The 26952-nt window shown below is 71.3% G+C and carries 27 protein-coding genes and 1 pseudogene; 11 read left to right on the top strand and 17 right to left on the bottom strand.

Annotation, left to right across the window (positions count from 1 at the left end; translation table 11 throughout):
* The first annotated feature begins 235 nt into the window (after nt 1–235).
* A complete protein-coding gene (locus tag ACP95_RS16670; RefSeq protein ID WP_449271568.1) occupies nt 236–832 on the top strand; it encodes a TSCPD domain-containing protein in 597 nt (198 codons plus the stop codon).
* 24 nt (nt 833–856) lie between these two features.
* On the opposite strand, the gene ACP95_RS00395 is transcribed toward ACP95_RS16670, so the two are convergent.
* Nucleotides 857–2248 (bottom strand): sensor histidine kinase, encoded by a 1392-nt coding sequence (locus tag ACP95_RS00395; protein ID WP_049979310.1) that lies wholly within the window; start codon nt 2246–2248, stop codon nt 857–859.
* A gap of 86 nt (nt 2249–2334) precedes the next feature.
* On the bottom strand, nt 2335–3840 hold the full coding sequence (locus tag ACP95_RS00400; protein WP_049979311.1) for a molybdopterin-dependent oxidoreductase: 1506 nt from the start codon (nt 3838–3840) through the stop codon (nt 2335–2337).
* 94 nt (nt 3841–3934) lie between these two features.
* Here ACP95_RS00400 and ACP95_RS16410 point away from each other — a divergent pair, with 94 nt between their 5' ends.
* Nucleotides 3935–4066: an HVO_2523 family zinc finger protein gene (locus ACP95_RS16410; RefSeq protein ID WP_272913157.1), complete on the top strand. Its 132-nt coding sequence runs from the start codon at nt 3935–3937 to the stop codon at nt 4064–4066.
* Between the two features lie 134 nt (nt 4067–4200).
* Complete coding sequence (locus tag ACP95_RS00405) at nt 4201–5154, top strand: phytoene/squalene synthase family protein (protein WP_049979312.1); 954 nt, start codon at nt 4201–4203, stop codon at nt 5152–5154.
* On the opposite strand, the gene cruF is transcribed toward ACP95_RS00405, so the two are convergent.
* Genes cruF through ACP95_RS00420 form a run of 3 tightly spaced genes read right to left on the bottom strand, consistent with a single transcriptional unit; the run spans nt 5151 to nt 8406 of the window.
* Nucleotides 5151–6008, bottom strand: a complete 858-nt coding sequence (cruF, locus tag ACP95_RS00410) for a bisanhydrobacterioruberin hydratase (RefSeq protein WP_049979334.1) — start codon at nt 6006–6008, stop codon at nt 5151–5153. The two genes, ACP95_RS00405 and cruF, sit on opposite strands and share 4 nt — an antisense overlap.
* Complete coding sequence (locus ACP95_RS00415) at nt 6005–6847, bottom strand: prenyltransferase (RefSeq protein ID WP_049979313.1); 843 nt, start codon at nt 6845–6847, stop codon at nt 6005–6007. Before ACP95_RS00415 ends, cruF begins: the two co-directional genes overlap by 4 nt.
* Nucleotides 6847–8406, bottom strand: coding sequence for a phytoene desaturase family protein (locus ACP95_RS00420; RefSeq protein WP_049979314.1), 1560 nt, complete (start codon nt 8404–8406; stop codon nt 6847–6849). The genes ACP95_RS00415 and ACP95_RS00420 overlap by 1 nt, the downstream gene beginning before the upstream one ends.
* A 96-nt stretch (nt 8407–8502) precedes the next feature.
* Between ACP95_RS00420 and ACP95_RS00425 the strand changes: the two genes are divergently transcribed.
* Both ACP95_RS00425 and ACP95_RS00430 read left to right on the top strand, forming a co-directional pair.
* Nucleotides 8503–9174, top strand: a complete 672-nt coding sequence (locus ACP95_RS00425) for an SDR family oxidoreductase (RefSeq protein ID WP_049979315.1) — start codon at nt 8503–8505, stop codon at nt 9172–9174.
* A gap of 45 nt (nt 9175–9219) precedes the next feature.
* Nucleotides 9220–9465 (top strand): DUF5816 domain-containing protein, encoded by a 246-nt coding sequence (locus tag ACP95_RS00430; protein ID WP_202593742.1) that lies wholly within the window; start codon nt 9220–9222, stop codon nt 9463–9465.
* A gap of 180 nt (nt 9466–9645) precedes the next feature.
* Here ACP95_RS00430 and ACP95_RS00435 read toward each other — a convergent pair whose 3' ends face one another.
* Nucleotides 9646–10959 (bottom strand): aminotransferase family protein, encoded by a 1314-nt coding sequence (locus ACP95_RS00435; protein WP_049979316.1) that lies wholly within the window; start codon nt 10957–10959, stop codon nt 9646–9648.
* A gap of 105 nt (nt 10960–11064) precedes the next feature.
* Here ACP95_RS00435 and ACP95_RS00440 point away from each other — a divergent pair, with 105 nt between their 5' ends.
* Entirely contained in the window at nt 11065–11478 is a 414-nt protein-coding gene (locus ACP95_RS00440) for an EamA family transporter (RefSeq protein WP_049979317.1), read from the top strand.
* Nucleotides 11479–11529: 51 nt separating this feature from the next.
* Here ACP95_RS00440 and ACP95_RS00445 read toward each other — a convergent pair whose 3' ends face one another.
* The 4 genes from ACP95_RS00445 to ACP95_RS00460 form a co-directional block, all read right to left on the bottom strand.
* Nucleotides 11530–13251: a glutamate--tRNA ligase gene (locus tag ACP95_RS00445; RefSeq protein ID WP_049979318.1), complete on the bottom strand. Its 1722-nt coding sequence runs from the start codon at nt 13249–13251 to the stop codon at nt 11530–11532.
* Nucleotides 13252–13327: 76 nt separating this feature from the next.
* Entirely contained in the window at nt 13328–13621 is a 294-nt protein-coding gene (locus tag ACP95_RS00450) for a hypothetical protein (protein WP_049979319.1), read from the bottom strand.
* A gap of 65 nt (nt 13622–13686) precedes the next feature.
* Nucleotides 13687–15132, bottom strand: coding sequence for a hypothetical protein (locus ACP95_RS00455; protein ID WP_049979320.1), 1446 nt, complete (start codon nt 15130–15132; stop codon nt 13687–13689).
* Nucleotides 15125–15862: an ABC transporter ATP-binding protein gene (locus ACP95_RS00460; RefSeq protein WP_049979321.1), complete on the bottom strand. Its 738-nt coding sequence runs from the start codon at nt 15860–15862 to the stop codon at nt 15125–15127. The genes ACP95_RS00455 and ACP95_RS00460 overlap by 8 nt, the downstream gene beginning before the upstream one ends.
* A 113-nt stretch (nt 15863–15975) precedes the next feature.
* Here ACP95_RS00460 and ACP95_RS00465 point away from each other — a divergent pair, with 113 nt between their 5' ends.
* Complete coding sequence (locus ACP95_RS00465; protein ID WP_049979322.1) at nt 15976–16941, top strand: oxidoreductase; 966 nt, start codon at nt 15976–15978, stop codon at nt 16939–16941.
* Nucleotides 16942–16988: 47 nt separating this feature from the next.
* Here ACP95_RS00465 and ACP95_RS00470 read toward each other — a convergent pair whose 3' ends face one another.
* Together ACP95_RS00470 and ACP95_RS00475 are read right to left on the bottom strand one after the other, a co-directional pair.
* Nucleotides 16989–19271: a CDC48 family AAA ATPase gene (locus ACP95_RS00470; RefSeq protein ID WP_049979323.1), complete on the bottom strand. Its 2283-nt coding sequence runs from the start codon at nt 19269–19271 to the stop codon at nt 16989–16991.
* The gene (locus ACP95_RS00475; RefSeq protein WP_049979324.1) at nt 19268–19519 is read right to left on the bottom strand and encodes a DUF7127 family protein; all 252 of its coding nucleotides are present in this window, start codon (nt 19517–19519) and stop codon (nt 19268–19270) included. The genes ACP95_RS00470 and ACP95_RS00475 overlap by 4 nt, the downstream gene beginning before the upstream one ends.
* A 244-nt stretch (nt 19520–19763) precedes the next feature.
* Here ACP95_RS00475 and ACP95_RS00480 point away from each other — a divergent pair, with 244 nt between their 5' ends.
* Complete coding sequence (locus ACP95_RS00480; protein ID WP_049979325.1) at nt 19764–20534, top strand: alpha/beta fold hydrolase; 771 nt, start codon at nt 19764–19766, stop codon at nt 20532–20534.
* On the top strand, nt 20534–20773 hold the full coding sequence (locus ACP95_RS00485) for a DUF5822 domain-containing protein (RefSeq protein WP_049979326.1): 240 nt from the start codon (nt 20534–20536) through the stop codon (nt 20771–20773). Before ACP95_RS00480 ends, ACP95_RS00485 begins: the two co-directional genes overlap by 1 nt.
* On the opposite strand, the gene ACP95_RS00490 is transcribed toward ACP95_RS00485, so the two are convergent.
* The gene (locus ACP95_RS00490) at nt 20774–21286 is read right to left on the bottom strand and encodes an HAD family hydrolase (RefSeq protein ID WP_049979327.1); all 513 of its coding nucleotides are present in this window, start codon (nt 21284–21286) and stop codon (nt 20774–20776) included.
* Between the two features lie 82 nt (nt 21287–21368).
* Here ACP95_RS00490 and ACP95_RS00495 point away from each other — a divergent pair, with 82 nt between their 5' ends.
* Nucleotides 21369–22139, top strand: coding sequence for a hypothetical protein (locus ACP95_RS00495; RefSeq protein ID WP_049979328.1), 771 nt, complete (start codon nt 21369–21371; stop codon nt 22137–22139).
* Entirely contained in the window at nt 22136–22789 is a 654-nt protein-coding gene (locus tag ACP95_RS00500; RefSeq protein ID WP_049979329.1) for a class I SAM-dependent methyltransferase, read from the top strand. The genes ACP95_RS00495 and ACP95_RS00500 overlap by 4 nt, the downstream gene beginning before the upstream one ends.
* 95 nt (nt 22790–22884) lie before the next feature.
* On the opposite strand, the gene ACP95_RS00505 is transcribed toward ACP95_RS00500, so the two are convergent.
* The 4 genes and pseudogenes from ACP95_RS00505 to ACP95_RS00520 all read right to left on the bottom strand — a co-directional run.
* Nucleotides 22885–24030 (bottom strand): acyl-CoA dehydrogenase family protein, encoded by a 1146-nt coding sequence (locus tag ACP95_RS00505; protein ID WP_049979330.1) that lies wholly within the window; start codon nt 24028–24030, stop codon nt 22885–22887.
* Nucleotides 24031–24378: 348 nt separating this feature from the next.
* Nucleotides 24379–25572 carry a serine-tRNA(Ala) deacylase AlaX gene (locus tag ACP95_RS00510; protein ID WP_049979331.1) on the bottom strand — a complete coding sequence of 398 codons (1194 nt, stop codon included), beginning with the start codon at nt 25570–25572 and terminating at the stop codon, nt 24379–24381.
* Nucleotides 25573–25632: 60 nt separating this feature from the next.
* Nucleotides 25633–26147, bottom strand: a pseudogene (locus tag ACP95_RS00515) (helix-turn-helix domain-containing protein).
* A gap of 63 nt (nt 26148–26210) precedes the next feature.
* The coding region (locus ACP95_RS00520) for an EamA family transporter (RefSeq protein ID WP_049979332.1) at nt 26211–26952 on the bottom strand (742 nt) is incomplete at its 5' end.

Consider the following 26952-nt stretch of genomic DNA (forward strand, 5'->3'; position numbering starts at 1 on the left):
CGACGGCACCCGCAGCAAGCAGGTGCTCACCACCCGCGCGGAGAACACCGAGTTCGCCGACGAGGACGAGGCCGCCGAGGCGCTCGTCGAGCAGATCACCGAGGTGTTCGGCGGGATCGAGGGGTTCCTCGACAACGAGGACGTGCAGGCCGCCCTCGACACGCAGGTCGAGAGCCTGCTCGCGAGCGCCGACGGCGACGAGACGCCGCCCGGCCGCAAGCGCCCGCGCCCGGACGTGCTCCACGGCGTCACCCAGCGCATCGACACGGGCTACGGGAAGCTGTACGTGAACATCAACGAGGACCCGAGCACCGGCGAGCCGTTCGAGCTGTTCGCCAACATCGGCAACTCCGGCGGCTTCACCGCCTCCTTCACCGAGGCGCTGGCGAAGACGATCTCCACCTCGCTGCGCTCGGGCGTCGACCCCGACGAGATCGCCAGCGAGCTCCAGGGCATCCGCAGCCCGAAGGTCGCCTGGGACAAGGGTGAGCAGATCCAGTCGATCCCGGACGCCATCGGCACGGCGATGCGCCGGTACCTCGACGGCGAGATCGACAAGGGGATCCCCCAGCAGCAGACGATCGACGAGCTCGACGACGAGGCGGCCGACGCGTCGACCGACGGCGGTGCGGCGGCGGCGGAGGCGCCGTCCGAGCCGACGAGCGTCGACGTCGACGCCGAGCCCGGAGCCGACGACGCCGCGAAGGAGGACGCCACGGGCGACCTGATCGCCTCCGGCGAGAGCCCGGAGTGTCCCGAGTGTGGCTCGATGAGCCTCTACTACTCCGAGGGCTGCAAGACCTGCGAGTCCTGCGGCTGGTCGGAGTGCTGAGCTAGCGCAGTTCCCCTCTCGCTGCTACTCGGCTCGCGGTAGCGAGACCGTGATCCGGTTCCCGGACTCCTCGCCGGTCTCGACGTCGACGGTGCCGTTGGACAGCTCCACGGCCCAGTAGACGAGCCAGAACCCCAGCCCGCTGCTGTGGTAGACGTTCGTCATGTCGTGGTCGCCCGTGAGCACGTCGGACTCGAACGACGGGATCGGCTCGTGGTCGTCCTCGACGACGAGCTCGGCGCGATCGCCCGCGTGGGCCAGCGTGACCGTCACCCGCGGCCGCTCGGCGTCGCAGTGCTGGACCGCGTTCTCCAGCAGCTCCGTCACCGCCAGCACCAGCTCGGGGCGGCTGTCGACGACGGTCGGCTCTACCGACTCGATCTCGACGGTGCACTCGGGGTGGCGATCGCGGACGCACTCGACGCTCTCCTCGACGACGCGGTGGAGCTCGATCGCCTCGCTCGCCTGCTGGCCGGTGATCAGGTCGATCACCTCCCGCTCCTTCTCGGCGGTCTCGAGGAGCTTCTCCCCGACACGGCGGATCGCCTCGGTGTGCTCGGTCGCGCCCGACAGCTCGTCGTCGATGAGCTCGGCCCGGCCGAGGATGACGTTGAGGTCGTTCCGGAGGTTGTGTCTGAGCAGGTTGTCCATCACGACCAGCTGGCGCTCGCGGCGGCGCCGTTCGGTCACGTCCCTCGTGAACCCCGTGATCCGGACGACCTCGCCGTCCCGGACGATCGGCTCCCCCTGCACCCAGACCCACCGATCGTACGCCTCCTCGGGGTTGACGCGGTACTCCATCTCCACCGACTCGCCGGCGGAGAGGCGGGCCATCGCATCCCGAACCCCGTCGCGGTCGTCGGGGTGGACCGCCTCGAGGAACGTGCTGGGGTCGGCCCGGTACGTCTCGACGTCGATCCCGTACACCTCCTCGAAGGCGGCGTTGACGAACAGCAGTTCCGACCAGTCGGCGTCGACCATCCAGAGCACGTCCGGCGAGATCGTGGCGAGCTCCTCCAGGCGCGTGGCGGTCTCCATCCGCTCGCGCTCGGCCGCCACGCGGTCGGTCACGTCGCGGGAGCTGATGACGTAGCCGTCGAGCCGGTCGTCGGCGAGGTTGTACATCCGGCTCTCCAGCCAGACCCAGCCGCCGTCGCCGGTCCGGTGGCGGTACTCGACGGTCTCCTCGACGAGCGTGTCGCGCTCGATCGCGCGGTCGAACGCCGCCCGGACCTCGTCGACGTCGTCGGGGTGGATGTACTCGAAGGCGTTCTCGCCGATCAGCTCGCTCGGCTCGAAGCCGAGGATCCGCTCCGCGGCCTGGTTGGCGTACGTGAACGTCCCGTCGGCGTCGAGGAGGGCGATCTTGTCCTGGGTGTGATCCAGGAGAAGTCCGAGTGATTCGGACTGTTTCATCGTCCCTAAATTAACCCGTATGGGGATAACTCTCACGGGACGGCCGGTTTTTCGAACCTGCCGTTCTTCCGCGATATACCCTGACGTTACAGTTCGATCGTCTTCCGGACCCACCCCGTCGCCCCCGAGGGGCGGACCTCCGCCTCCCCGCGGGGCTGGGTCTCGCCGGTGCCGTCGACACAGCGGACGACCACCTCGTGGTCGCCGCCGGCCTCGTACTCGTGCTCCCACATGCGCCAGGCGTCGGCGGCCTCGCCGTCGGGCTCGGGCGCCTCGGCGTCGAGCGGCACCGCGCCCGGCAGCGGCTCCGACAGCGTCGCCTCGGTCCAGCTGTCGCCGCCGTCGGTCGACACTTCGACGGCGTCGACGCCGCGGGTGCCCGCGTAGGCGTGGCCGCCGACCCGGACCGTGTCGCCGTCGACGGTCGTGCTGTGGAGCTTGGCGACGGGGTTGACCTCGCCGGTGCCCTCCCAGCCGCGCTGCTCCCAGTAGCCGTCCTCGGGCTCGGTCCGGATCTCGATCTCGGTGAGCCACTTGGCGTTGGTCTCGCCCCAGTGGCCGGGGACGAGCGTGCGCAGCGGCGCGCCGTGGCCCCGCGGGAGCGGCCGGCCGTTCATCCCCCAGGCGAGCAGCCCGCCGTCGAGCGCCTCGCGGGGGAACGAGACGAAGTAGTCGTCGGCGCCGTGGAGCGTGACACAGCAGCTCTCGGGCGCGCCCGCCTCGTCGAGCACTGTCGAGACGGGGACGCCGTCCCAGAGCGCGGTGTCGATCTTCGTCCCGTTCAGCGGGTCGCTCACGCAGCGCAGCGTGACGAACCGGCGCTCGGCGTCGAACGCCTGGAGCTCCGAGAGCGTGAACGTCCGTTCGTCGGGCACCTCTCCGGTGACGGTGAGCTCCCAGTCGCTCGGCCCGAGCTGTGGGTCGACCGACGCGATGTCGACGGTGTAGAACCCGTCGGAGACGAGCGGGTCGGTGTCGGGCAGCGAGAGCGAGCGCTCGTCGGCGGCCGACAGCAGCTCCGCGGCGCCGGGGTCCGGCGGCTCGCGGGCCGTCCCCGCCGTCGACGCCGGCTCGCGGAGGCGGATCGCACTCGCCGCGAGCGCCGCGAGGGTGGCGGCGCCAGCCTGGAGCAGGCGTCGACGCCCCGGCGGCGTCTCGCGACTGCCCGGCCGACCCAGATCTAGCGTGGCGTCGGCGGCGACGGTGACGAGCGCGGCGCCGATCCCGGCCGCCAGCGCGCCGAGGAGGGCTCCCGACAGCGCCAGCGTGAGGGCGCCGACGAGGCCGAGCGTTGCGAGCGCTCGCTTGCGCGTGTCGGGGAGGTAGCGCCCGGCGAGGACCGAGATCGCGGCGTAGGCGCCCAGCAGCAGGACGCCGGTCGTGGCCACGAGCAGCGGCTGGGCCAGCTCACCCAGCGACCGAACGTCGTCGGCGACGAACCCGGGTGCCGTGTCGCGGACGACCGCGGCCGCGGCGGCGCCGACGAACGCCGGGCTGTCGCCCGCGACCAGCAGGGAGCCGGCGACGGCGCCGACCCCGACGAGCACGCCGACGCCGGCCTCGACCAACCCCGCGCTGCTCGGGCGGTTCATGTCGGTGTGGTAGGCCTCCGCGAGGGAAAGCGTTCCCCCAGCGGCACGCTCGCCGCCCGTAACTGCTTTCTCGCCGGGGGTTCGACTGGCGGGCGTGAGCGACGACGGCCACACGGCGCCGGGGCGGCCCTGCCCCCACTGCGGCGAGACGATGGTTCACCGCCACTGCGAGTACGTCTGCCCCCAGCACGGCGTCGTCTTCGACTGCGCGGACACGTTCTACTGACGGCGCGGCGCGTTCAATCGATGTCACCGCACCGCACAGTTAAGCCACTCCGGGTCCAACTGCCTGTACGGTACTGACTTTTCGCTCGGTGTCGACGGCGCGCGCCGTAGCCGGCGAGGGTCACCCGCCTCTCCATGGTCGAACAACGACAGCTCGCCCGCAGCAAGCAGATCCACCGCGAGACCGGCAAGACGTTCTACGTCGCCACTCGCTTCCTCCCCGAGCGCGTGCGCCACCCGACGTACGTGCTGTACGCCTTCTTCCGCGTCGCCGACGAGGTCGTCGACGGCGACAACGACCTCGACCCCGAGCAGCGCGCCGAGCGGCTGGAGGAGTTCCGCCGCGCGGCGCTCGGCGAGGAGCCGACCGACGACCCCGTGCTCGCGGCGTTCGCCGAGATCCGCGAGCAACACGGTATCCCCGAATCGGACGTGAACACGTTCGTCGACGCGATGGCGACCGACGTGGCGAAGGCCCGCTACGGGACGTACGACGAGCTCCGCCAGTACATGGACGGCTCCGCCGCCGCCGTCGGGCGGATGATGACCGCCGTGATGGCGCCGGACCGCGCCGAGGCGGCGCTCCCGGCGGCGACGGCGCTGGGCGAGGCGTTCCAGCTCACCAACTTCGTCCGCGACGTGCGCGAGGACGTGATCGAGCGCGACCGGGTGTACCTCCCCGCGGCGACGCTTGAGGCCCACGGCGCCAGCCACGAGCAGATCGCCCGCCTGGAGTTCGACGGGAACGTCGCCGACGCGGTGCAGGCCGAGCTCACCCGGGCGGAGGCGCTGTACCGCGACGGCGTCGCCGGCATCGAGCTGCTGCCGACTGACTGCCAGTTCCCGGTGCTGCTGGCGGCGATCCTCTACGTCGACCACCACCGACTGATCCGGGACCTCGACTACGACGTGGTGTCGACGACGCCCTCGCTGTCGACGCCGCGGAAGCTCTGGCTCGCCGCCCGGGCGCGGCTGGCGTGGCAACGAAACCCCGATCCTGTCGCCGTGTTCCGCTCGGTCAGCGCGATCCCGAGCGACGAGACCGACCAGCGGCTCCAGCGCGTCACCGGCCGGCTGCCGGTGCCCTAACGTTTCGACACCCACGGCAGCACCGGCGCGTCGAAGCGATCGGTCCGGAGCAGCCCGGCGCCGATACCGGCGGCGACGACCGCGGGCAGCCAGTTGCCGTAGACGGCGTTCACGCCGCCCCAGAGCAGCACGAAGCTCACCATGTCGTCCAGCGCGAACTCACAGCTCTCCAGCCGCGCGCCCAGCGCCGTCCGGTCGAAGGTGGCGTCGAGGACGACCACCGCGACCGTCGCCGAGAGCATCCAGCCCGCGTAGTTCGACCACGGGACGCCGTAGAACGCGCCGCCGCCCTCGTACAGCCAGAACCCCAGCGCGACGGCGCCGGGGTCGAGCACCACGTCCATCGCCAGCACCAGCGCGATCACCGAGAGCAGTCTGGGGAGCGCGCGGTCCGCGAGCGTGCCGAGCAGGAGCAGACAGAGCAGGTAGGCGTTCGCGACGAGGGGGAGGAAGAACACCGGGAGCGCCAGCGGGACGCCGCCCAGCATCGGCCCGAGCGAGACGCCGTACTCGAAGAACCCGTACGGCCAGCCGGTGGTGACACCGACGATCTCGATGGCGTAGCTGTACGCCGCGAGGGCGGCGACGCCCAGCGCGGCCCGGCGGTCGACGACCGGGAGGACGCCGACGACGAGCGGCGAGCGCATCACCAGCACGCCCGTCAGCACGAGCAGCGGGTTGAACGCCAGCGGCTTCGGGAGCCACCCCTCGGCGCTGGCGACCAGCGAGAGCGCGCCGATCGCGGGGAACACGACCGCGATCGTGAACCGGTTATCGTGGATCAGTTCCTCCAGCGCCGCCTCCCACGATCGGCGGTCCGAGAGGTCTTCGGGGAGCCACGCGGCGACGCTCACGCGATCCACCCCCGCAGCGCGAACAGCGCGCCGAGGGTCATCGTCATCCCCACGACGCCGTTGACGAACGGGAACCACCAGTAGGCGCGGTCCACGTCGACGCCGGCGCCGACGGTGCCGAGCAGGAACAGCGGGTAGACGCCGAGCAGCGCGCCCAGCCGCGGGTCGAGCAGGCCGAACGCGACCGCGGCGAGCGCCCAGCACCCACCGCAGTAGAGGTACGTTCGCGCCTCGCCCAGCACGGTCGCGGTGGTGTCGACGCCGGCCGCGCGGTCGGGCTCGATGTCCGGGATCGCGGAGTACGTGTGCATCCCCATCGTCCAGAGCCAGCCGCCGACGAGCGCCGGCGCGGGCGGGTGGCCCCCCGTGACCGCGGCGTAGGCGGCCGCGCCCGGGAGGAGGTAGAGCCCGTTCGAGAGCGAGTCCAGCAGCGGGCGGGCTTTGAACCGCATCGGCGGCGCGCTGTAGGCGGTCGCGAGCGCGAAGAAGCCGGCCAGGTACGGCCACGCGACCCGCGGGGTGAACGGGAACAGCGCGAGCCCGACGAGTCCGGAGAGGGCGACGACGGCCGTGACCGCCGGCGAGTCGCGCCAGCGGGCTTCCGGGCTCCCCTCGGCGGCCTTCTTCGGGTTCCCGGCGTCGATCTCGCGGTCGAACCGGTCGTTGACGCCGTAGAGGTAGACGTTCGCGGGCAGCAGGAAGTACGCGAACAGCCCGAGCGTGAGCGGAGTGAAAAGGTCGGCCACCGCGTCGGCGGCGTAGGCGACGCCGACGACGACGGGGCCGGCGGTGTACAGCCAGAAGCGCGGGCGCGAGAGCGTCAGCAGATAGCGCAGCATCAGGCTTCGCGGTCGGCGATCGACTCGGCGGTCAGTTGGCCGCTGATCAGGCACATCGGGACGCCGATCCCGGGGGTGGTGTAGGAGCCGGTGAAGTACAGCCCGTCGACCTCGCTGGAGGCGTGGGAGGGGCGCAGGAGCGCGGTCTGTCGGAGCGTGTGCGCGAGGCCGAGCGCCGACCCCTGCATCGAGTTGTAGCGCGCGCCGAACTCCGACACCGAGAACGTCTCCTCGACGACGATGCGGTCCCGCAGGTCGGTACCCGTGTTCGCGGCGACGTCGTCGAGCACGGTCTCGCGGTACGCCTCGCGGGTCTCCTCGTCGTCGTCCAGGCCGGGGGCGATCGGGACGAGCGCGAACAGGTTGCTGTGGCCCTCGGGGGCGACCGAGTCGTCGGTCTTCGAGGGCGCACAGAGGTAGTACGCCGGATTCTCGGGCCAGGCCGGCTCGTCGAAGATCGTCTCGAAGTGCTGGTCCCACTCCGTCGGGAGGACGAGCGTGTGGTGGGCGAGTTCGGGCAGGTCGCCCTCGACGCCCATGTACAGCAGGAACGCCGAGGGGGCGTAGGTGCGGGAGTCCCAGTAGTCGGCGTCGTACTGCCGTTTGTTCTCGGGCAGCAGCGCCTGCTCGGTGTGGGCGTAGTCGGCGTCGCTGACGACGAGGTCAGCGAGCTCGTAGCCGCCGGAATCGACGCGCCAGTCCTCGTGGCGGTCGCTCGGGGCGAAGTCGGCGGAGTCGGCGGCGTCGTAGTCGACCTTGAACCCCCCGCGCCGGCCGTGGATCTGGCTCACGTCGGCGCCGGCGCGGTACTCGACGCCCAGCTCCGCGCCGAGGTCGACGAGCCCGTCGATGACGGCCGCGAGGCCGCCCTCTGGGTAGTAGACGCCGAGGTCGAAGTCGACGTGGCTCATCAGGTTGTACAGCGCGGGCGTGTTGTGCGGCGACCCCCCGAGGAACACGAGGGTGTACTGCATCACCTGCTGGAGCTTGGGGTGGTCGAAGTACCCCTCGACGTGGTCCTGCATCGACCCCAGGAGGGCGAGCCCCTGGGCCCGCTTCCCGACTTCGGGGTCGAGGTAGTCCCGGAGCCGGGGGCGGTCCTCGTAGACGAAGTGTTCCATCCCGACCTCGTAGGTGTACTCCGACTCGTCGAGGTACGAGCGGAGCGCGTCGCCGGCACCCGCCTCGTACGCCTCGAAGCGCTCGACGTTGGTCTCGATGTCCGGCGCGAGATCCAGCGAGTCGCCGTCCTTCCACTGGATCCGGTAGTGGGGGTCGAGCCGGTTCAGCTCGTAGTAGTCGCTCACGTCCCGGTCGAAGTGGGCGAAGAACCGCTCGAACACGTCGGGCATCAGGTACCACGACGGCCCCATGTCGAACCGGAACCCGTCGCGCTCCATCACGCTCGCGCGGCCCCCCAACTGCTCGTTGCGTTCGAGCAGCGTCACGTCGGCGCCGGCGTCGGCGAGGTAGCAGGCCGTCGAGAGGCCGCCGACGCCGCCGCCGACGACGACGATATCGCGGCCGGCGAGGGAAGCGAGGTCCGGGGCTACGTCCATGCACGGAGGAGGGGCGCGGAGGGCTTAAAACGGGCGACGCCGGCCCCCACCGTCCGGGAGCCGTACGGCTAAGTTCCGGCCGCCCCATCTTCCGCCATGGAGAACTCTACAGTCGTCGTCACCGGCGCCGGCGGCGCCGTCGGCGGCGCGCTGACCGAGGCGTTCGCCGACGAGGGCGCGACGGTGCTCGCCGGCGTCCACGCAGACGAGGGCCGGTTCGAGGAGATCGCGGGCGTCGAGACGATGCGCGTCGACGCCCGCGACGAGTTCGACGTGGAGTACCTGATGGAGCGCGCGGCGAAGGCCGGCACGGAGATCGACCTCGTGATCCCCTGTGCGGCAGTGTTCCACGGCGCGCCCGGCGAGCAGCGCCTCGCCGAGGAGAGCTACGCCGCCTTCGACGACGAGCTCCGGACCAACACCCGCGGCGTGTTCGTCGCGATCAGGGAGGCGCTCCCCCACCTCGCCGACGACGCGCGGGTGTTGGTCCCCTCGGGGTCGGTCGCCACCGACGCCAAGGCGGGCTACGGCGGCTACGCCGTGTCGAAAGCCGCAGCGGAGGCCGTGGCGCGGCAGTTCGCCGTCGAGGTCGACCAGCCCGTCGGCGTCGTCGACCCCGGCGTCGTCGACAGCGACCTCACGGGCGGGCAGGGCCGCGACCCCGCGGACGTGGTCGGGCTGTTCCGCTGGGCGGCGACGGAGGCGCCGGCCGAGGAGCTCGACGGCGGGCGGCTCGGGCTCGCCGAGTGGAAGCGGGCGACGCGGTAGGGCGGGAGCCGTACGTTCTTCACCCCCCACCGTCTTGGTTCGGCCATGCAACTGGAGGCCATCCGGACGGCGGAGGGCGAGACGGTGTACGTCGACGACACCGACGGCGAGCGGGGGTCGAAGGGGATCTTCTACGTCGCCTACGTCTCCGAGGCCGGCGAGGAGCGCTGGGGCTACTTCTGTGGCAACTGCGAGACGACCGACAACGCGGTCGACCCGATGGGCCGGATCGAGTGCAACGTCTGCGGGAACGCGAAGAAGCCCGACGAGTGGGACGCGGCGCACGAATAATCTCGGCGAACGACCTGCCGCGCGCTCTGTCGCGCGGCCACGGAGACTCTGGCGTGATTTTTTCACGAGTGAACCGCGGCGCGTGACCACGGTCGACCGCCGTGTCGCCCGTCGGAGCGCGATGCCGCGGTTCTCTCACGAGTAACTACGGCGAACGACTTGCCACCCGCGCCGCCCCACTCAGAACGTCGCCTCGATCCCCGCCGCCAGCGCGTCGACGGCCTCCTCCACGTCGTCGCGGTCGATACACAGCGGCGGTGAACACAGCACCTGCGTGTCCGGCCGGCCCGAGCCGAACAGCACACCGTGCTCTCGCGCCACCTCGCGCACGTCCTCGACGGGGTTGTCGGCGTCGGGCTCGACCCGCGGATCGACGTACGGCTCGCCGGTCTCCGGGTCGGCGAACTCGACCGCCCACAGGAGCCCGCGACCGTGGACGTGCGCGACCTCGTCGTGCTGCTCCTCGAGGTCGCGGAGCCGGGCTTCGAGGTACGGCGCCAGCTCGCGGGCGTTCTCGATCAGCCCGTCGGCGTAGGCGTCCATCGCGGCGTTGCCCGCGGCGCAGGCGACGGGGTGGCCGGCGAACGTCTGCCCGAGCGGGTGGCCCTCCGCGCGGATCTCGGCGGCGATCCCCTCGTCGGCGATCACCCCCGCCAGCGGCGCGTACGCGCTGGTGACCCCCTTCGCGAAGGTGATCATGTCCGGCTCCACGCCCTCGGTCCCAATGCCGAACCAGTCGCCACAGCGGCCGAACCCCGAGATCACCTCGTCGACGATCAGCAGCACGTCGTACGCGTCGCAGATCTCCCGCACGCGCTCGAAGTAGCCCGGCGGTGCCGGGTAGGCGCCGGAGGTGCCGGCGACGGGCTCGGTGAGCACGGCGGCGACGGAGTCCGGCCCCTCGTTCTTGATGACGAACTCCAGGTGGTCGGCGGCCTGCTCGGCGATCGCCTCGGGCGTGTCGCCGTCGAAGGGGGAGTTGTTGACCATCGGCGGAAGGAACTTCCCGTGGCCTGTCGTTCCGGCGTGGCGCTCGACGGCGGCCCGGGTCTCGGGGTCGCCCGAGAGCGCCCCCGCCGCGTACGTCGAGCCGTGGTAGGAGCGCCAGCGCGTCAGCACTTTCGGCGCGTCCTGCAGCTCCCGGGCGATCTGGATCGCCGACTCGTTGGCCTCGCTGCCGGAGACCGAGAAGAACACGTCGTTCAGGTCCCCGGGCGCGCGGTCGGCCAGCCGCGCCGCCAGCTCGTCGCGGGCCGGGGTGGTCTTCGAGGAGGAGACGTACGGGATCTCCCGGGCCTGGGCCGTCATCGCGTCGACGATCGGCTCACAGGAGTGGCCGGCGTTCACGCAGTACAGCTGCGCCATGAAGTCGAGGTACTGTGCCGCGTCGTCGTCGGTGACTCGGGCGCCCTCGCCCGAGGTGAGCGACAGCACCTCGTCGTCATCGCCCCCGTACCAGTGCGGGATGTTCCGTGATCGGCCCGTCCGTGCCATACGCTGTCAAAGGCGAACCCGTGGTTAACTCTGTCTCTCAGGCTACTGTGAGGTCCCGTCCGTCGAGACCGAAGCCCTTCTCCGTCCGGTTCGGTTTCCACCGACGTGCTCAACCTCGGGATCGTGCTCGCGTTCGGCGCGCTGGTGTTGTTCGGCGGCTGGGCGGTGGCGGCGGGCGTCGCCACCCGGTCGCTGTCGGCCGTCAACGCCGTGTTCCTCTCGTACGTGGCGAGCCTGACGCTCGTCGGCGGCTACGTGCTCTCGGCGCGGCGGCCGATCAGCGGCACCGGGACGGACGTGGCGTTCGCGCTGCTGTCGGGGGCGTTTCTCGCGGTCGGGAGCATCAGCTTCTACGCCGCGCTCGAGCGCGGGAGCGTCGCGATCGTGTCGGCGATCGCCGCGCTGTACTTCGTCGTCCCCGTGATCGTCGGCGTGCTCTACTTCGAGGCCGAGCTCAGCGCGGCGAACGTCGCCGGCGTCGGGCTGGCGATCGTCGCCGTCGTCCTCATCTCCTCCTGACGCCGGCTCCGCGCGAGCGGTCGATCCGGCCGTCGACGGCGCCGCTCCCGACTACGGGTGGGCGTAGTACGCCACCGACTCGCCGCCCTCCTGCTGCTCGTCGACGCGGGCGAAGCCGACGCGCTCGAACTGCAGCATCTCGTCGGCGTCGTAGTCGGCGTAGCCGGGCTCCGCGTGGCCGGTCTCGTCGCCGTCCATCGTCCGCAGGCGCAGGTCGACGCTCTCGGACGCGGGCACCCAGTGGATCACGTCCACGTCGCCGCTCTTGACGACCGAGAGGTCGTCGTCGGTGTACTCGAACCCGTCGGCGGTGCGCCGCACGGGCCCGAACCCTTTGAGCCAGACTCTCTCGCCCGCCTCGGGGAGATCCTCCTCCTCGACGAGCACCGCGTCGCCGACGGGGATCTCCCGCGTGCCGCGCTCCTCGTGGTCGGGGTGCAGCGGCGGGTTCGCCACGTCGGGGCCGCCCGAGACCGGCACCTCGACGCCGTCGCGGACGAAGAAGCGCCGGTCGGCGTCGTCGTCGATCAGGTTCCGGTTGTTCGAGTACACCGTCGACATCGCGAGATCCACGTCGGAGGTCGAGAGCCCGAGTTCGAGCATCGCGTCGACGAGTGCTTGGCCCCGGATCCCGCGCCGGCGCACTGAGGCGATCGTCGGCGCGCGCGGGTCGTCCCAGCCCGAGAGCTCGCCGTTCTCGATCTTCTCGATGATCGTCGACGTGCTCATCTGCACGTCGTAGGCGTCGATCTGGACGTGGCCCCAGTGGAGCACCTCGGGGTACTCCCAGCCGAAGTAGTCGTAGACGAACCGCTGGCGCTTCGCGGAGTCCTGCAGGTCGATGCCGCGGATGATGTGCGTGACGCCGGTGAGGTGGTCGTCGATGCCGGACTGGAAGTCGAGCATCGGCCAGCAGCGGTACTCGCTCGCTTCCTCGCGCGGGTGCGGGGTGTCGACCATCCGGAACGCGACCCAGTCACGCAGCGCGGGGTTCTTGTGCTCGATGTCGGTCTTCACCCGGAGCACCATCTCGCCGGAGGAGTACTCGCCGGCGACCATGTCGTCGAACTCCGCGTGGACGGTCTCCTGATCCTTGTCGCGGTGCGGGCAGGCCTCGGCGTCGTTCTTCAGCTCCGAGAACGTCTCGCCCGAGCAGGAGCAGGTGTACGCGCCGCCCTCGTCGATGAGCTTCCGGGCGTGCTCGTAGTACGTCTCGACGCGGTCGGAGGCTTTCAGCACCTCGTCGGGCGTGAACCCGAGGTAGTCGATGTCGTCGAGGATGGCGTCGTAGGCGTCGAGGTCCGGGCGCTTCGTCTCGGGGTCGGTGTCGTCGAACCGGACGATGAAGTGGCCGTCGTACACCTCCTCGGTGTAGGTGCCCATCACCGCCGGCATCCGGGCGTGGCCCAGGTGCCACGGGCCGTTGGGGTTCGGCGCCGCGCGCATCCGGATCTCGTCGTACTCGTCGGCGTTCGGGAGGTCGGGCAGGACCTGATCGTCCGACTCCTCCTCGGCCATCAGCTCCTCGTAGAGCTCCTCGTCCAGTTCCTGCAGGCGCGCCTCCTGCTCGTCGGCGTCCATCCCGTTGACCCGCGAGACGACCGGGGCGACGACGCCCGCGATCTCGTCGCCGTGCTGGCGGAACTCGGGGTTCTCGCCCATCAGCGGCCCCATGATCGGGCCGACCTCGGCGTCGCTGCCGTGTTCGAGCGCGTTGAACAGGGCGTGCTTCTCGGCCTCCCGTTCGACCCGCTCGCGGAGATCCTCGTCCATTACCGGATCGTACTGCCCGGCGTCGCAAAAAGGGGTGTGAATCGGCCGAGCGCCCTCGACGCGCCGACCGTGCCGCTCAGACGATCCCTCGGGCGCGGAGCGTGTCGCGAACGAACCGCCGGTAGACGGCGGCGTAGGGTAGCAACAGCGCCGTCGTGACGACGATCAGCAGGAAGAACCGCCCGTACCCACTGGCGATGGCGCCGGCGCCCATCGCGGGCTCGATCGGCGCTAGCCCCACCGACCGCAGCGCGTCGTCGAATGCGAGCCGGAACGCCGCCCAGAGCGCGACGAACAGCAGGATACCCGGCACGAACAGGACGATCAGGAACTCGTTGATCACGGTGCCCGGATCGTCGGCGTCGAACATGGGCGGGTGCTGTACCGGGGTTCAGTTATAGCTTCGTGGGCCCGCCAGTCGGACGCCGTCCAGAGCTACGCCCGGTGGTACGCGCCCCACTTCCCGAGCGAGCGCCGGTACAGCCCGAACCCCACCGCGCCCAGCACCGCGCCACCCGTACCGAGCGCCGCGAGCAGCGTCGACGACACCGGCGCGAACGCGAACGCGACGACCAGAATCGGCACCAGCGGGAGCGCGATCGCGGCGCCGAAGGCGGCGTACAGCCCCGTGTCGAACAGGAACTCGTTGGGCGACAGCCCCGCGAGGTAGATCGTCAGCCCGAACACGTAGCAGGCGACGCCGACGAGGACGACGGCGCCCACGACCGCCTCGGCGATCGGCGTCCCGCGCCAGGCGACGCCGACGGCGTAGAACGCCAGCCCCACCGCGGGGCCGAGCAGCAGGAACGCCCGCAGTTTCCCGTGGAACACCGCCGCGGTGTCGATGGGGTGGGCTAGGTAGCTCTCCACGTCGTCGTTCGTCGTGAGCCAGTTGTACGTCGTGAACCCAGTCAGCCCCAGCACGGCGCCGAAGGAGACACCGACCGAGGGCGCGACGCCGGTGATGTCGGCGGCGAGGTCGACAAGCCCCGCGGTGACGCCCAGCAGCACCGCGGCGGAGAACAGCAGCTTCCCGACGCCGCCGGAGCTGCGGCGCACGTCCAGGAGGGTCTTCGCCGCCACGGGGTCGCCGACGCGGGCGAGCCAGCGCCGGAACGCCGGGCCGACGGAGCGATCGGCGGACTGCGTCTGCGGGTCGAACGTCGCCGCGCCGACGGCGTAGGCCGCGAGGATCAGCGCGGCGGAGGCGCCGGCGCTCTCGGGCCCCGGGTCGAGGTAGAGGCCGTACGGTGTGTAGCCGACGACCGGGACGCCCGTGTACCACGCCGCGACGGCGCCGCCGACGAGGCCGAGCAGGAGCGCGCGACCCGGGAGCCCGTTCGCCGACAGGCCGACGCCGGCGATCGTGAGCCCGATCCCGAGCACGAACGTCGTCACGAGCGTCGCCCAGAGCAGCGGGATCGTCGCCAGTCCGACCCCGGCGCCCGCGAGCGCCGCCGGGGCGACGCCGACGGCCATCGGGAGCAGGAACAGGACCGCGTAGTAGAGCACGTCCTTCACGACGAAGATCCCCAGCAGACGGCTCTGGGAGAGCGGCAGCGTGCGCGCGGAGAAGACGATCAGCGTCACGTCGCCCAGCACGTTCGCCACCGCGTCGCGGCCGACGAAGCCGATCGAGCCTGTGTGCAGCCCGAACACGAACGCCAGCGCGTGCATCCCCGCGACGACGGCGCCGGGGTCGGTGCCCGAGAAGTCGAGCAGCCACACCGCGCCCGCCACGAGCGCGACGATCAGTAGCGGGAACGCGCCGAAGCGGCCGCCGCCGAGCAGCTCGCTGTGGAGGCGCCACTCCTCGCGCAGCATCTCGCGGAAGACGGTCTTGTCGCGTTCCCACCGTGAAGGGGATTCTCCGTCAGGCATCGCCGTCCCACTCCTCGCCGGCGTCGACGTTCGCGACGAAGGCGTCGAGCAGCGTCTCGTCGGCGCTCAGGCTCGACGGCTCCACCTCCGCGACCAGCTCGCCGGCGTTGACGATCCCGACCCGCGAGCAGAGCTCCGCGGCCACGTCGACGTTGTGCGTCGAGACGACGACGGTGTTGCCCGCCTCGCGGTAGTTCGTCAGGAACCGCTTGACGCGCTCCTGGACGATCGGATCGAGGTTCGCCAGCGGCTCGTCGATGAACACGACCTCGGGCTCGTGGAGGAAGGCGCCGGCGATCATCGTCTTCTGCTGCTGGCCGCGCGAGAGATCCGTCGAGAGCGTGTCCAGCTTCTCGGTGAAGGAGAGGCGCTCGGCCCAGCGCTCGGTCCGTTCGTCCACCTCGTCGTCGGCCATCCCCCGGACGGCGCCGACGAACTGGAAGTACTCACGGGGCGTCGAGAAGCTCGGTGGCGACTCCTTCTCGGGGAGGATCCCGACCCGTTCGCGGACGCCGAGGGGGTCGGCCGCGGGATCGACGCCGAGCACCTCGGCCGACCCCGCGTCGGCGACGATCTGCCCAGTCAGCAGCTCCATCGCGGTGGTCTTCCCGGCGCCGTTGGGGCCGAGCAGCCCGTACAGCTCGCTCGAGTCGATCGAGAGCGAGAGCCCCGCGAGCGCGGCCACGTCGCCGTAGGCCTTCCGCAGGTCGTCGGTCCGGATCGCGGTCATGGACGCCCGGTCTGGCCGCGAGCCCATAGTTCTCGGGCGCCGGCTATCGGTTCTGAAACTCGGCGCCCCCCGGCACCCCAACGGTTACCCCGTCCCTGACCGACCGGTCCGGCATGAGCTGGGACAGATCGTCGATGCCCGCACAGGGCGGCCGGACCGCCGTCGTCACCGGCGCCAACAGCGGGCTCGGCTACGAGGCGAGCCTGGCCTTGGCGGGCCACGGCGCCGACGTGGTGATGGGCTGTCGCAGCCTCGACCGCGGGCGGACGGCGGCCGAGGAGATCCGGGAGCGCCTGGCGGACGGCCCCGCGTGGGCGTCGGCGCCCGACGCGGGCTCGCTGACCGTGATGGCGCTCGACCTGGGAGATCTGGACTCGGTCGCGAGCTTCGCCGAGACGTTCGCGGCGGATTTCGACGAGCTGCACGTCCTCTGCAACAACGCCGGCGTGATGGCGATCCCCCGCGGCGAGACCGCAGACGGGTTCGAGCGCCAGTTCGGCGTCAACCACCTGGGCCACTTCGCGCTCACGGGCCACCTGCTCGGCGCGCTGCGGGACACCGCGGGCGAGACCCGCGTGGTGACCCAGAGCAGCGGCGTCCACGAGCAGGGGAGCATCAACTTCAGTGACCTCCAGCACGAGGCGGCGTACGACAAGTGGGGCGCGTACGCCCAGAGCAAGCTGGCGAACCTGCTGTTCGCCTACGAACTGGACCGCCGGCTCGACGCCGCGGGGGCGGCGGTCGTCAGCGTGGGCTGTCACCCGGGGTACGCCGACACGAACCTCCAGGCCCGCGGGCCCGAGGCGGAAGGCGCCACGGTCCGGCTGTACGCGATGAAGCTCGCCAACGCCCTGTTCGGCCAGTCGGCCACGCGCGGGGCGCTGCCGATGCTGTACGCCGCGACCGCCGAGGGCGTCGACGGCGGCGACTACGTCGGCCCGGGCGGCCTGCTGAACATGCGCGGCGCGCCGGCGAAACAGGCGTCGAGCGATCTGTCCTACGACGAGGACGCCGCCGACCGACTCTGGGACGTGTCCGAGGCGCTCACCGGCGTCACGTACGACCTGCCCGAGGCGTAGCTACCGCTATCGGCTTCGAAAACACCGAAAAATCGTCGGGCGCGGCGTTACTGGAACGTCGGAGCCGCGGGCTCCTCCTCGGTCTCGACCTCGGACTTCTGGAACCGCTCCTCGATCTTGCGGTACTGCTCGCGGGTCTCGTCGGTGACCGACGGCACCACCTCGTCGAGCGCCTCCTCGAAGTGGGCCATCGTCACGCGGACGTTGCCCACGCTCTCGGCGGCCTCCTCGGGCGAGACGCTGTTGATGAACTCCCGGGTGGCGTTCATCGACGCCTCGCGGGCCAGCGCCTCGAGGTCGGCGCCGACGTAGCCGTCGGTCTGGGCCGCGATCTCGTCGAGATCCACGTCGTCGGCCAGCGGCTTGTGCTTCGTGTGCACGTCGAGGATCGCGCGGCGCGCGTCCTCGTCGGGCACGGGGACGTGGACGTGGCGGTCCAGCCGGCCGGGACGGATCAGCGCGCTGTCGATCAGGTCCGGCCGGTTCGTGGTCGCGACGACGACCACGTCCTCGAGCTCCTCGAGCCCGTCCAGCTCGGTGAGGAGTTGGGAGACGACGCGCTCGCTGACGCCCGAGTCGCCGGAGTTGCGGCCGCGCTCGGTCGCGATGGCGTCGATCTCGTCGAAGAACACCACCGTCGGGGCGTTCTCGCGGGCCTTGCTGAAGATCTCGCGGACGCCCTTCTCGGACTCGCCCACGTACTTGTCCAGCAGTTCGGGCCCCTTCACCGAGATGAAGTTGCTCTCGGCCTCGTTGGCGACCGCTTTCGCGAGCAGCGTCTTCCCGGTGCCGGGCGGGCCGTACAGCAGCACGCCCTTCGCGCTGTCGACGTCCATCTGCTCGAACACCTCGGGGTAGTCGAGCGGCCACTGGATCGTCTCGCGCAGGCGCTCCTTCGTCCCCTCGAGGCCGCCGACGTCCGCCCAGGTCACGTCGGGGACCTCGACGAACACCTCACGCAGCGCGCTGGGCTCGATCCCGCGCAGCGCCTCGCGGAAGTCCTTCTCGGTCACGTCGAGGCGTTCGAGCGTCTCGGCGTCGATCTCGTCCTCCTCGAGGTCGAGCTCCGGGCGGAACCGCCGTAGCGCGATCATCGCCGACTCCTTGGCCAGCGACTCGAGGTCCGCGCCGACGAACCCGTGGGTGTTCTCCGCGAGCTCCTCGATGTCCACGCCCTCCGCAAGCGGCATGTTGCGCGTGTGGACCTGCAGGATCTCCTCGCGGCCGTTGGTGTCCGGCACGCCGACCTCGATCTCGCGGTCGAAGCGGCCGCCGCGGCGGAGCGCGGGGTCGATGGCGTCCACGCGGTTGGTTGCGCCGATCACGACCACCTCGCCGCGCTCCTCCAGCCCGTCCATCAGGCTGAGCAGCTGGGCCACGACGCGGCGCTCCACGTCGCCGCCGGCTTCGTCACGCTGGGGCGCGATGGAGTCGAGCTCGTCCATGAAGATGATCGCCGGGCTCTCCTCCTGGGCCTCCTCGAACACCTCGCGGAGCTGCTCCTCGGACTCCCCGTAGTACTTCGACATGATCTCGGGGCCCGAGATGGTGTGGAACGAGGCGTCGATCTCGTTGGCCACCGCCTTGGCGATCAGCGTCTTCCCGGTGCCGGGCGGGCCGTGCAGCAGCACGCCCTTCGGGGGTTCGATCCCCAGCCGACCGAACAGCTCGGGGTGGCGCATCGGGAGCTCGATCATCTCCCGGACCTGCTCGAGCTCGTCGTCGAGGCCGCCGATGTCCTCGTAGGTCACGTCTGGCCCCTCGGCGCCGCCGGGGCCGCCGGCGCCGGCCGCGGCGCCGCGCTCCTCGCGGATCTGCTCGGCGGGCTGTTGGCTGATCTCGACCTCCGTCGAGTCGGTGATGACGACCGTCCCCTCGGGGTCGGTCTCGGCGATCTTCAGCGGCACCGCCTGCCCCTGCCCGCCCATCAGGCCGAACCCGAGCGGGAGCTGTACGTCCTGGCCGGTGGTGACCGGCTGGCCGGAGAGCTCCTTGCGCACGAGGCTGCCGATGTCGCCCCGGATCCCCATGTTCTGGGGGAGCGCCACGGTGACGCTGTCGGCGGGGTTCACGTCGGCGGGCGCGACCTCGACGCGGTCGTCGATGCCGACGCTGGCCTCCTGTCGGAGCCGGCCGTCGATGCGCACGACGCCGGTGCCGTCGTCCTCGGGGTAGCCGGGCCAGACGCGGGCGATCGCGGCGCCCTGGCCACCCTCGATGCGGATGAAGTCGCCGCCGGAGAGATCCATCTCGTCGGCGGCGACGCGGTCGACCGCGGCGAGGCGGCGCCCGGCGTCCTTCTGCTTCAGCGGCTTGACGGTGAGCTTCATGCGTCCACCTCCACGGTCAGCACGCCGTTGTTCACGGTGCTCTCCCGGGCCTCGCCCGGCAGCTCGAACTCGGTCTCGGTGGACGTGCCGTCGTCGCCCTCGACGACGACGATGACGGTCTCGCCGACGGTGTCGACGGCGACCTCCCCCTCGGCGTCGGCGAGATCGAGCGCGACCACGAGGCTGTCGTCGTACTCGTAGACGCGACCGAACTCCTCGTCACTGATACTGCGTTGGTGAGTGGTCATTAGCTAACCCCAAGTAATCGGCGAGAGTATTTATACCTGTCGCCAGCAAATCGCCATACGGGAGCACAACGACAGATTACGGGTGGGGTAGCGGTTCAGACTCGCGGACGCGTCGGCCACGCCCCTCTCGCCGTCGGTTTCGCCCCCCGATCGCTGCGACGGTCGCGGGATCGTGAGCGGGAGCGGCTCCGCGGCCGCGGCGCGTGTCCCGCGGCTTTATGCTGCGCGCGGGAGACACGACGGTATGAAGCGGGTTTCGCACCACGGTCGGGGGACGGCGTACCGCCGCTCGGCGCGGACCGAGGCGGGGCCGGGGCTGCTCTGTATCCACGGCAGCGGCGGGGCGGCGGGGGTCTGGAAGTCCCAGTCGCGGCTGGCCGATCGGACGCCGGTGACGGCGATGGAGCTGAGCGACCACGGCGAGAGCGGGTCGTTGACCGCACAGGCGGGGTACGAGGCGCTCTCGGGCTACGCCGACGACGTCGTCGCCGTCGCCGAGGAGACCGGCGATCGCGTGCTCTGTGGCAACTCCCTCGGCGCCGCCGTCGCGCTGACCGTCGCGCTCGACCGGGAGATCGACCTCGACGGGCTCGTGCTCGCGGGCGCCGGCGCCAGGCTCCCCGTGCTCGACGACCTGCTGGTCTGGCTGGAGGAGGACTTCGACCGCGCGATCGAGTTCCTCCACGGGCCGGACCGGCTGTTCCACGAGCCGAGCGAGGAGCTGGTCGGAATCAGCGAGGCGGCGATGCGCGAGACGGGCCGGGCGACCACCGCGCGGGACTTCCGGACCTGCCACGAGTTCGACGTTCGGGACCGGCTGGAGGAGATCGACGTGCCGACGCTGGCGGTGGTCGGGGAGCACGACAAGCTCACGCCGCCACACTACCACGAGGCGCTGGCGGAGTCGATCCCCGACTGCGAGGTGGCGACCGTCGACGACGCCGCCCACCTGGCGATGCTCGAACAGCCCGCCGCGTTCAACGGCGCCGTCGAGTCGTTCCTCGACCGTTTCTGATGCCCGAGCGCGTCGCCACCACCGACCCCGAGGGCGTCGACTTCGGCTGGGTGATGCAGGTGACGTTCGTGCTGACGATCCTCGTCGGCGCGCCGGTCGTGGCGCTGCTGTCGACGCAGGCGGCGCTGCCGGACTGGCCCTCCCGTGTCTCTTTCGCGATCCGGGTCGGCGCGCCCGTCTGGGTGCTCACGGGGCTCTGTGTCTATCTCTACGCGCGCTGGCGGGACGGCGAGGAGTAGCTACTCGACCCAGCGGAACCGCACGCCGGCGCGGTCGGCGGTCACGCGGTCGCGCTCGGAGTCGCCGACGAACACCGCCGTCTCGCCGTCGACGCCCATCGCCGACAGCGTCGCCCGCAGCGGCTCGGGGTCGGGCTTGTAGCTTCCGACGCTGTCCCGGCCGACGACGGCGTCGGCGTCGAGCCCGTGCCGGTCGAGCGCGATCCGGCAGGCGGCCTCGCTGTTGAGCGAGCAGACGCCCGCCGGCCCGTCGTGGGCGCGGAGCTCGTCGGCCAGCGCCAGCGCGGGCGCCTCGCGGGCGGCCTCGCGCTCGTGTTCGCCGACGACGGCCTCGAAGCGGTCGCGGTACCCCGCCGTCTCGGCGAGTTCGAGCAGGCCCCAGAGGTCCCGATCGCCAGGGTCGACGCCGAGGCCGCGGAGATCGGCGGCGAAGTCGTCGCGTGCGGCCCCCCAGTCGACCGGGAGGGAGACGAGCGTGCCGTCGAGGTCGTAGACGACTGGGTCGCGCTGCATAGCCTATCGAGGCGGCCGACGCGGAAAAGCGTCGTGTCACCCACGCAGGTGGTTTCAAGGCCGTTCGCGCCCAGTATCGCGTATGGCGGGGCCAGACCCCCAGCAGCTTCGCCGCCTGCTCGACCGCTTCCCCGAGCCGCCCGCGGAGCCCGAGTTCTCGACCGTCGACGACGGCGTGCGCGACACGTACCGCCGGATCGCGGGCGAGTGGCGCGACGAACTCCGGCGGCTCGTCGACGCCTACGCCGCGGGCGAGATCCTCCGCGAGACCGTCCTCGAACACGTCGAGGGGGTCCCGTCCGTCCGCCTCAGCGACGGCGCCGCGCCGCTGCCGGCCCGCCGGGCGGCGCTCCTCGACGCCGCCGACGAGCACCAAGAGATCGCCGCGCTCTCGGCGTGGTACGGCGACCTGCGGACCCTCCTCGAGGACGACCCGGGCGACCTCACCCTGTTCGAGCGCGCGCTGCACGACTTCGGCTACGTCGCCGCCCACGTGCTGTTTCTCGGCGCCGGAGAACCACGGTCGGTGGTTCGGCGGCTCAGGCTCGCCTACCGCGCCGTCGGCGTCCGGATCGACGACACCGCCGCCGACGGCGCCGAGCGCACGACGTTCACCTGCCCGTACCGGAACCTCGGCGCCGACCGCTGCGGGAAACGCTGGGTCTGCCACGAGAAACTCGACCGCGTCGACGACGGCTACGTCACTTACCTCGCCGAGCGCGGCATCGACTACCAGCGCCCGCGGGGCTGTGCGGACTCCGAGCAGTGCTACTCCACGGTCGCCCGCGAGAGCCCCGAGCGCTGGTGGCCCAAGACGCCGCCCGGGGCGATCCAGGACGAACCCAGCGCATGAGCGACCCCGCCCACCGCCGTCGCATCCGCGAGAGCTACCGTCGCTGGGCGCGGCTCTACGACTGGTTCGCGCGGGCGACGACGGACGTGGGTGGGGTCCGGGCGGCCTGTGTCGACGCGCTGGAGCTCGACCCAGGCGACACGGTGGTCGAGTTCGGCTGCGGCCCCGGCCCGAACCTCCCGGCGCTCCGCGAAGCCGTGGGGCCGTCGGGCCGCGTCGTCGGCGTCGACGTGACCGACCGGATGCTCGACCGCGCGCGGCGGCTGGTCGCCCGCCGCGGCTGGGCGAACGTCTCGCTCGTGCAGGCCGACGCCGCGACGCCGCCGATCGAGTCGGCGGACGCGGTGCTGTCGACGTTCGTCACGTCGCTGTTTCCCGACCCCGAGGTGGTGGTTCGCGAGTGGTGCGGGCTGGCCGACACCGTCGTCCTCGCCAGCTTCGCGCCGCGAGGAAATCGGCTCGCGAACGCGACGCTGTGGGCGTTCACGCGGCTGAGTACGGAACTGTTCGACGCCTCGGGGACGGACGCGCTCGCGCAGTTGGACCGCCGGACGGCGGCCGCCCGGTCCGGGTTGGAGGCGTCGATGAAGCAGGTCGAGAGCGAGACGTACGTCTTCGGGACGATCACGGTGAGTGCTGGGTATCGGTGAACACGTATCGAGGACGGTTGGGCCGGGTTTTGGCGAATCGGCCGGCAACCGCCGTTCGAGCGGCCACGAACGCCGCGAAAACACCCGAAACCGATTCAGTCCAGATACTCCCGCGCGATGATCGTCTTCTGGATCTCGCTGGTCCCCTCGTAGATGGTGGTAATCTTCGCGTCGCGGTAGAACCGCTCCACGTCGAACTCGGCCATGTAGCCGTAGCCGCCGTGGATCTGCACCGCCTCGTTGGTCACGTCCACCGCCGCCTCGCTGGCGAAGTACTTCGCCATCGACGCGATCACCCGGGAGTCCTCGCCGGCGTCGGCCTGCCGGGCGGCCTCCCGACAGAGCAGGCGGGAGGCTTCGACCTGCGTCGACATGTCGGCGACCTTCTGCCGGATGGCGCCGATGTCGCCGATGGGCTTGCCGAACTGCTCGCGCTCGCCGGCGTAGGCGATCGCCTCGTCCAGCGCGGCCTGGGCGACGCCGACGGCCTGCGAGGCGATGCCGAGTCGGCCGCCGGTGAGGATCTTGAACGCCGCGGAGAGCCCCTTCCCCTCCGGTGTGAGGCGGTACTTCTCCGGGATCTCGACGCCGTCGAACGTCATCCCCGTCGTGTCGCTGGCCCGCAGACCGAGCTTGTGCTCCTTCTTCCCGACCTCGACGCCGTCGTAGTCGGCGGGCACGAGGAACTGCGTGATGGAGCCGCGGTCCTCGGGGTCGGTCTTCGCGAAGACGATGTACACTCCGGCACGCTCGCCGTTGGTGATCCACTGCTTCTCGCCGGTGATGCGGTAGCCGTCGTCGGTCTTCTCGGCGCGCGTGGTCATCTCCGCGGGGTTGGAGCCGGCGCCGGGCTCGGAGAGACAGAATGCGCCGACGGGGCGGCCGTCGACCATCTCCGGCAGCCACTCGTCTTTCACGTCGTCGCTGCCGAACTCCGCGATGCAGGAGGTCGCGAGGCAGTGGACCGAGAGCGCGGTGGCGACCGCGAGGTGGCCGTAGGCGACGGCCTCGTTCACGACCGAATAGGTCGTCTTGTCGGCGTCGAAGCCGCCGTACTCCGCGGGCACCGTTAGTCCGGTGAGGTCGAGTTCCGCGAGGTCGTCCCACGCGTCCTCGGGGAACGTCTCCTCGGCGTCGAGCTCCTGCGCCTCGGGCCGGAGCTCCTCGAGGGCGAACTCCTCGACGGCGTCCCGCATGGCGCGCTGCTCGTCGGTCAGCGCGGAGTCGGTCTGCAGATGCATGGGCGAGTGGTGGGCCGGACGGCGCAAAAACGGTCCGACTTCTGAATATTCGGAGCTGTCGATGACCGTTCGTTGGCCACCAACACCGTGAAAGCCCCTGCCGGCTCGACTCCCGCGGCTCGCTTCGCTCCTCGGCCTTCGGCCTGCGGTGCTTGCGTCCCCGGGGTTCGTCGAGCCGACAGCCCCTTTCAGTCCCACCCGCCCGCACAGCCCACGAGCCTCCCCAGCCGACTCGTTCGCTCCCTGCGGTCGCTCACTCGTCCCTCGCGCTGAGGCGCGACAGTAGGCCGCGCCCGTTTCGCGCCAAGAATCATCTCGAAATCCAGCAGCAGAACCAGCAGCTATCGCTCAGTCGCCGTTCCGGAGGTAGCCGACGACCTCCAGCGGCGGCACGGGGATGCCGCCGCCCTGGGCGAACGTGGGGCTGCCGCCGCCCCCGCCGCCGAACTCGCCGGTCACGTCCTGGACGACCGCGTTCGCGTCGGCGTCGCCGGCGGTCGCGACGACGACGAACGTCTCGCCCGAGGTTCCGGTGACAGCGACGCCGTCGATGTCGTCGCCGAGGTACGCCGCGAGTTCGCCCTCCAGGTCGTTCGGCGTCGCCCCTTCGACGGCGCCGACGAGCCAGCGCCCGCCGTCGCGCTCGACGGCCTCGAGGTCGTCGAGGCGGAGGGAGAGCAGTTCGGACTTCAGGTCGGCGAGTTGCTCGCGCAGGTCGTCGCGCTCGTCGGTCAGTCGCTCGACGGCGTCGGGGAGGTCCGGTGGCGACACGTCGAGCGCCTGTGCGGCCTCGCGGGCGGCCACGTGGCGGTCGGCGGCGGCGTCGATGGCCGTCGGGCCGACCGCGAACTCGACGCGGGTCGCGCCCTCGCCGGGGTTCGAGCGCTCGAGCACGCTGATCGGGCCGATCTCCTGGGTGTTCGCGACGTGCGTGCCGCCACAGGCCGCCACGTCCCACCCCTCGACGGTGACGACGCGCACCTCGTCGGCGTCGGCCATCGCGCCCTCCTCGGTCTTCGTGTTGAACGCGACCTCCTCGCGCTCGCGGGCGGTCTTGGTGTCCTCGTACTCCCACGTCACGGGCAGGGAGTCCCAGACCGCGCGGTTCGCGAGGCGCTCCATCTCGACCATGCGCTCGTCGGTGATCTCGGTGTCGGCGGTGAAGTCGACGCGGACGGTCTCCTCGCCGATGTCGAAACCCGCGTAGCCAACGTCGTCGAGCACGCGCCGGCCCGCGCCGAACAGCACGTGGCTGGCGGTGTGGGCGCGCTTGCAGTAGGTGCGGAACGCGGCGTCGACGACGCAGTGGACGGTGTCGCCCTTCTCGAACTCCGGTTCCTCGGCGAGCGTGTGGGCGACGCCGGCGGACGACTTCTGCACGTCGACCACCGGGAGGTCGTCGATCACGCCGCGGTCGGCTGGCTGGCCGCCGCCCTCCGGGTAGAAGTACGTCTCGTGGAGGAGCACCTCGCGGCCGTCGACGGCCGCGACCGTCGTGTCGAAGGATAGCGTCTCGGGGTTGTCCGGGGCGAGCGTCTCCATGCTCGCCGGAAGTGGCCCGGCCCGCAAAAACCCGCGGGCTCCGGCTAACTCCGTAGTCGGTTACTCTGCGAGTTCGATCCCGAACCGGTCCTCGGTTTGGCGATCACGCTCCCGCCAACGTCGGCGCGGATGGCGCGCCCGTCCTCGACGGCGAGCAGGTCGTCCTCGTCGACCTCGAGTTCGGCGGCCAGTTCGTCGGTCGTGAGTCCGGCGTCCTGTCGGGCCTCGGTGACCATCTCGCCGTAGCCCGAGACGAGGTACGGGAGGCTGTCGTCGTCGTAGTCGGTGTCCTCGACCCAGTCGGTGTCGGGTTCGTTTGAGTCGATCAGCTTCGCGGTGTTCTGGGCCGCGCGCTTCTTGCGGTTCGTCCGTGCCCCGTCCCGGGTCCCCTCCTGCTGTTCGCGCTTCTTGCGGTCCTTGTTGCGGTTGGCGCCCATCGGCTCGCAGTCCGAGCAGACGAGTAGCTCCGCGCCCGCCACGTTCGCCTTCCGGAGCGAGGCGGACTCCGTGCCGCAGAGTTCGCAGGCGTCCCCGTCGTCGCCGCCGCCGGCGCCGCCGGTCGAGTACTTGGCCATGGCCGGCGTACGTGCCGCGGCGACATTAATTCGTGGTCGTCGCCTCGCTCGCCTGCCCCCGAGTCAGGGAAGCAGCGCCGGGCCGGCGGTCACCAGCGCGACGCCGAGGACGATCAGCGCCGCGCCGGCGACGACGCCGCGGGTCACGCGTTCCAGATCACCGAGCAGGAAGTACGCGAACACCGTGGTGAACAGCGGCGCCGTCGCCGCCAGCGGGTCGACGATGGCGACGGTCCCGTCCGGGTGGCCGAGTGCGGCGAACAGCGACAGCAGCGCGACCGCGGTGACCGCGCCGCTGCCGGCGAAGTACTTCCAGGTCTCCCGCGGTGCGGTGCGGAGGTCGCCCAGCAGCCCGCGGGCGACGGCGTAGCCGGCCAGCACCGCCAGCGCGGCGAGTTCGTTGAGCGCCACCGCCTCGAGCGAACTCACGCTCGAACTCGTCAACCCGTAGCGCCGCAGCACGTTGCCAATCGCGAAACAGCCCGCCGCACCGACGGGGAACAGGAGTTCGTACGGCTCCCAGCCGCTGATGTCGCCGCCTTTCGCCAGCGCGAGCGCCGCGAGGCCGACGACGAGCACGACGACGCCGACGGCGGTGGTCAGGGCCGCGGGCTCGCCGAGGAAGCCGACCGCGAGCAGCGTCGCGAACAGCGGGCGCGCGGAGACGCCGGCGCTGTTCACGCTCGCACCCACGCGGTCGACGCCCGCGAACGTCGCCAGCCTGCCCAGCGCGGTGCCGACGACGCCCGCGGCGACGAACACCGCGAGCGTCTCGGTCGTCAGCCCCGCGAACGCGTCGCCGCCC

This window comes from Halolamina rubra (genome assembly GCF_000739555.1).
GTDB classification, from domain to species: domain Archaea; phylum Halobacteriota; class Halobacteria; order Halobacteriales; family Haloferacaceae; genus Halolamina; species Halolamina rubra.

What these genes read in the sequence shown, in the direction of transcription:
- ACP95_RS00500 (WP_049979329.1), top strand. Translation starts at nt 22,136, where the DNA reads ATGAGCGACCCCGCCCACCGCCGTCGCATCCGCGAGAGCTACCGTCGC.
- ACP95_RS00510 (WP_049979331.1), bottom strand. Translation starts at nt 25,572, where the DNA reads ATGGAGACGCTCGCCCCGGACAACCCCGAGACGCTATCCTTCGACACG.
- ACP95_RS00460 (WP_049979321.1), bottom strand. Translation starts at nt 15,862, where the DNA reads ATGACCGCGATCCGGACCGACGACCTGCGGAAGGCCTACGGCGACGTG.
- ACP95_RS00395 (WP_049979310.1), bottom strand. Translation starts at nt 2,248, where the DNA reads ATGAAACAGTCCGAATCACTCGGACTTCTCCTGGATCACACCCAGGAC.
- ACP95_RS00505 (WP_049979330.1), bottom strand. Translation starts at nt 24,030, where the DNA reads ATGCATCTGCAGACCGACTCCGCGCTGACCGACGAGCAGCGCGCCATG.
- ACP95_RS00490 (WP_049979327.1), bottom strand. Translation starts at nt 21,286, where the DNA reads ATGCAGCGCGACCCAGTCGTCTACGACCTCGACGGCACGCTCGTCTCC.
- ACP95_RS00405 (WP_049979312.1), top strand. Translation starts at nt 4,201, where the DNA reads ATGGTCGAACAACGACAGCTCGCCCGCAGCAAGCAGATCCACCGCGAG.
- ACP95_RS00470 (WP_049979323.1), bottom strand. Translation starts at nt 19,271, where the DNA reads ATGAAGCTCACCGTCAAGCCGCTGAAGCAGAAGGACGCCGGGCGCCGC.
- ACP95_RS00480 (WP_049979325.1), top strand. Translation starts at nt 19,764, where the DNA reads ATGAAGCGGGTTTCGCACCACGGTCGGGGGACGGCGTACCGCCGCTCG.
- ACP95_RS00425 (WP_049979315.1), top strand. Translation starts at nt 8,503, where the DNA reads ATGGAGAACTCTACAGTCGTCGTCACCGGCGCCGGCGGCGCCGTCGGC.
- ACP95_RS00435 (WP_049979316.1), bottom strand. Translation starts at nt 10,959, where the DNA reads ATGGCACGGACGGGCCGATCACGGAACATCCCGCACTGGTACGGGGGC.
- ACP95_RS00485 (WP_049979326.1), top strand. Translation starts at nt 20,534, where the DNA reads ATGCCCGAGCGCGTCGCCACCACCGACCCCGAGGGCGTCGACTTCGGC.
- ACP95_RS00455 (WP_049979320.1), bottom strand. Translation starts at nt 15,132, where the DNA reads ATGCCTGACGGAGAATCCCCTTCACGGTGGGAACGCGACAAGACCGTC.
- ACP95_RS00450 (WP_049979319.1), bottom strand. Translation starts at nt 13,621, where the DNA reads ATGTTCGACGCCGACGATCCGGGCACCGTGATCAACGAGTTCCTGATC.
- ACP95_RS00420 (WP_049979314.1), bottom strand. Translation starts at nt 8,406, where the DNA reads ATGGACGTAGCCCCGGACCTCGCTTCCCTCGCCGGCCGCGATATCGTC.
- ACP95_RS00415 (WP_049979313.1), bottom strand. Translation starts at nt 6,847, where the DNA reads ATGCTGCGCTATCTGCTGACGCTCTCGCGCCCGCGCTTCTGGCTGTAC.
- ACP95_RS00495 (WP_049979328.1), top strand. Translation starts at nt 21,369, where the DNA reads ATGGCGGGGCCAGACCCCCAGCAGCTTCGCCGCCTGCTCGACCGCTTC.
- ACP95_RS00430 (WP_202593742.1), top strand. Translation starts at nt 9,220, where the DNA reads ATGCAACTGGAGGCCATCCGGACGGCGGAGGGCGAGACGGTGTACGTC.
- ACP95_RS00445 (WP_049979318.1), bottom strand. Translation starts at nt 13,251, where the DNA reads ATGGACGAGGATCTCCGCGAGCGGGTCGAACGGGAGGCCGAGAAGCAC.
- ACP95_RS00400 (WP_049979311.1), bottom strand. Translation starts at nt 3,840, where the DNA reads ATGAACCGCCCGAGCAGCGCGGGGTTGGTCGAGGCCGGCGTCGGCGTG.
- ACP95_RS00475 (WP_049979324.1), bottom strand. Translation starts at nt 19,519, where the DNA reads ATGACCACTCACCAACGCAGTATCAGTGACGAGGAGTTCGGTCGCGTC.
- ACP95_RS00465 (WP_049979322.1), top strand. Translation starts at nt 15,976, where the DNA reads ATGAGCTGGGACAGATCGTCGATGCCCGCACAGGGCGGCCGGACCGCC.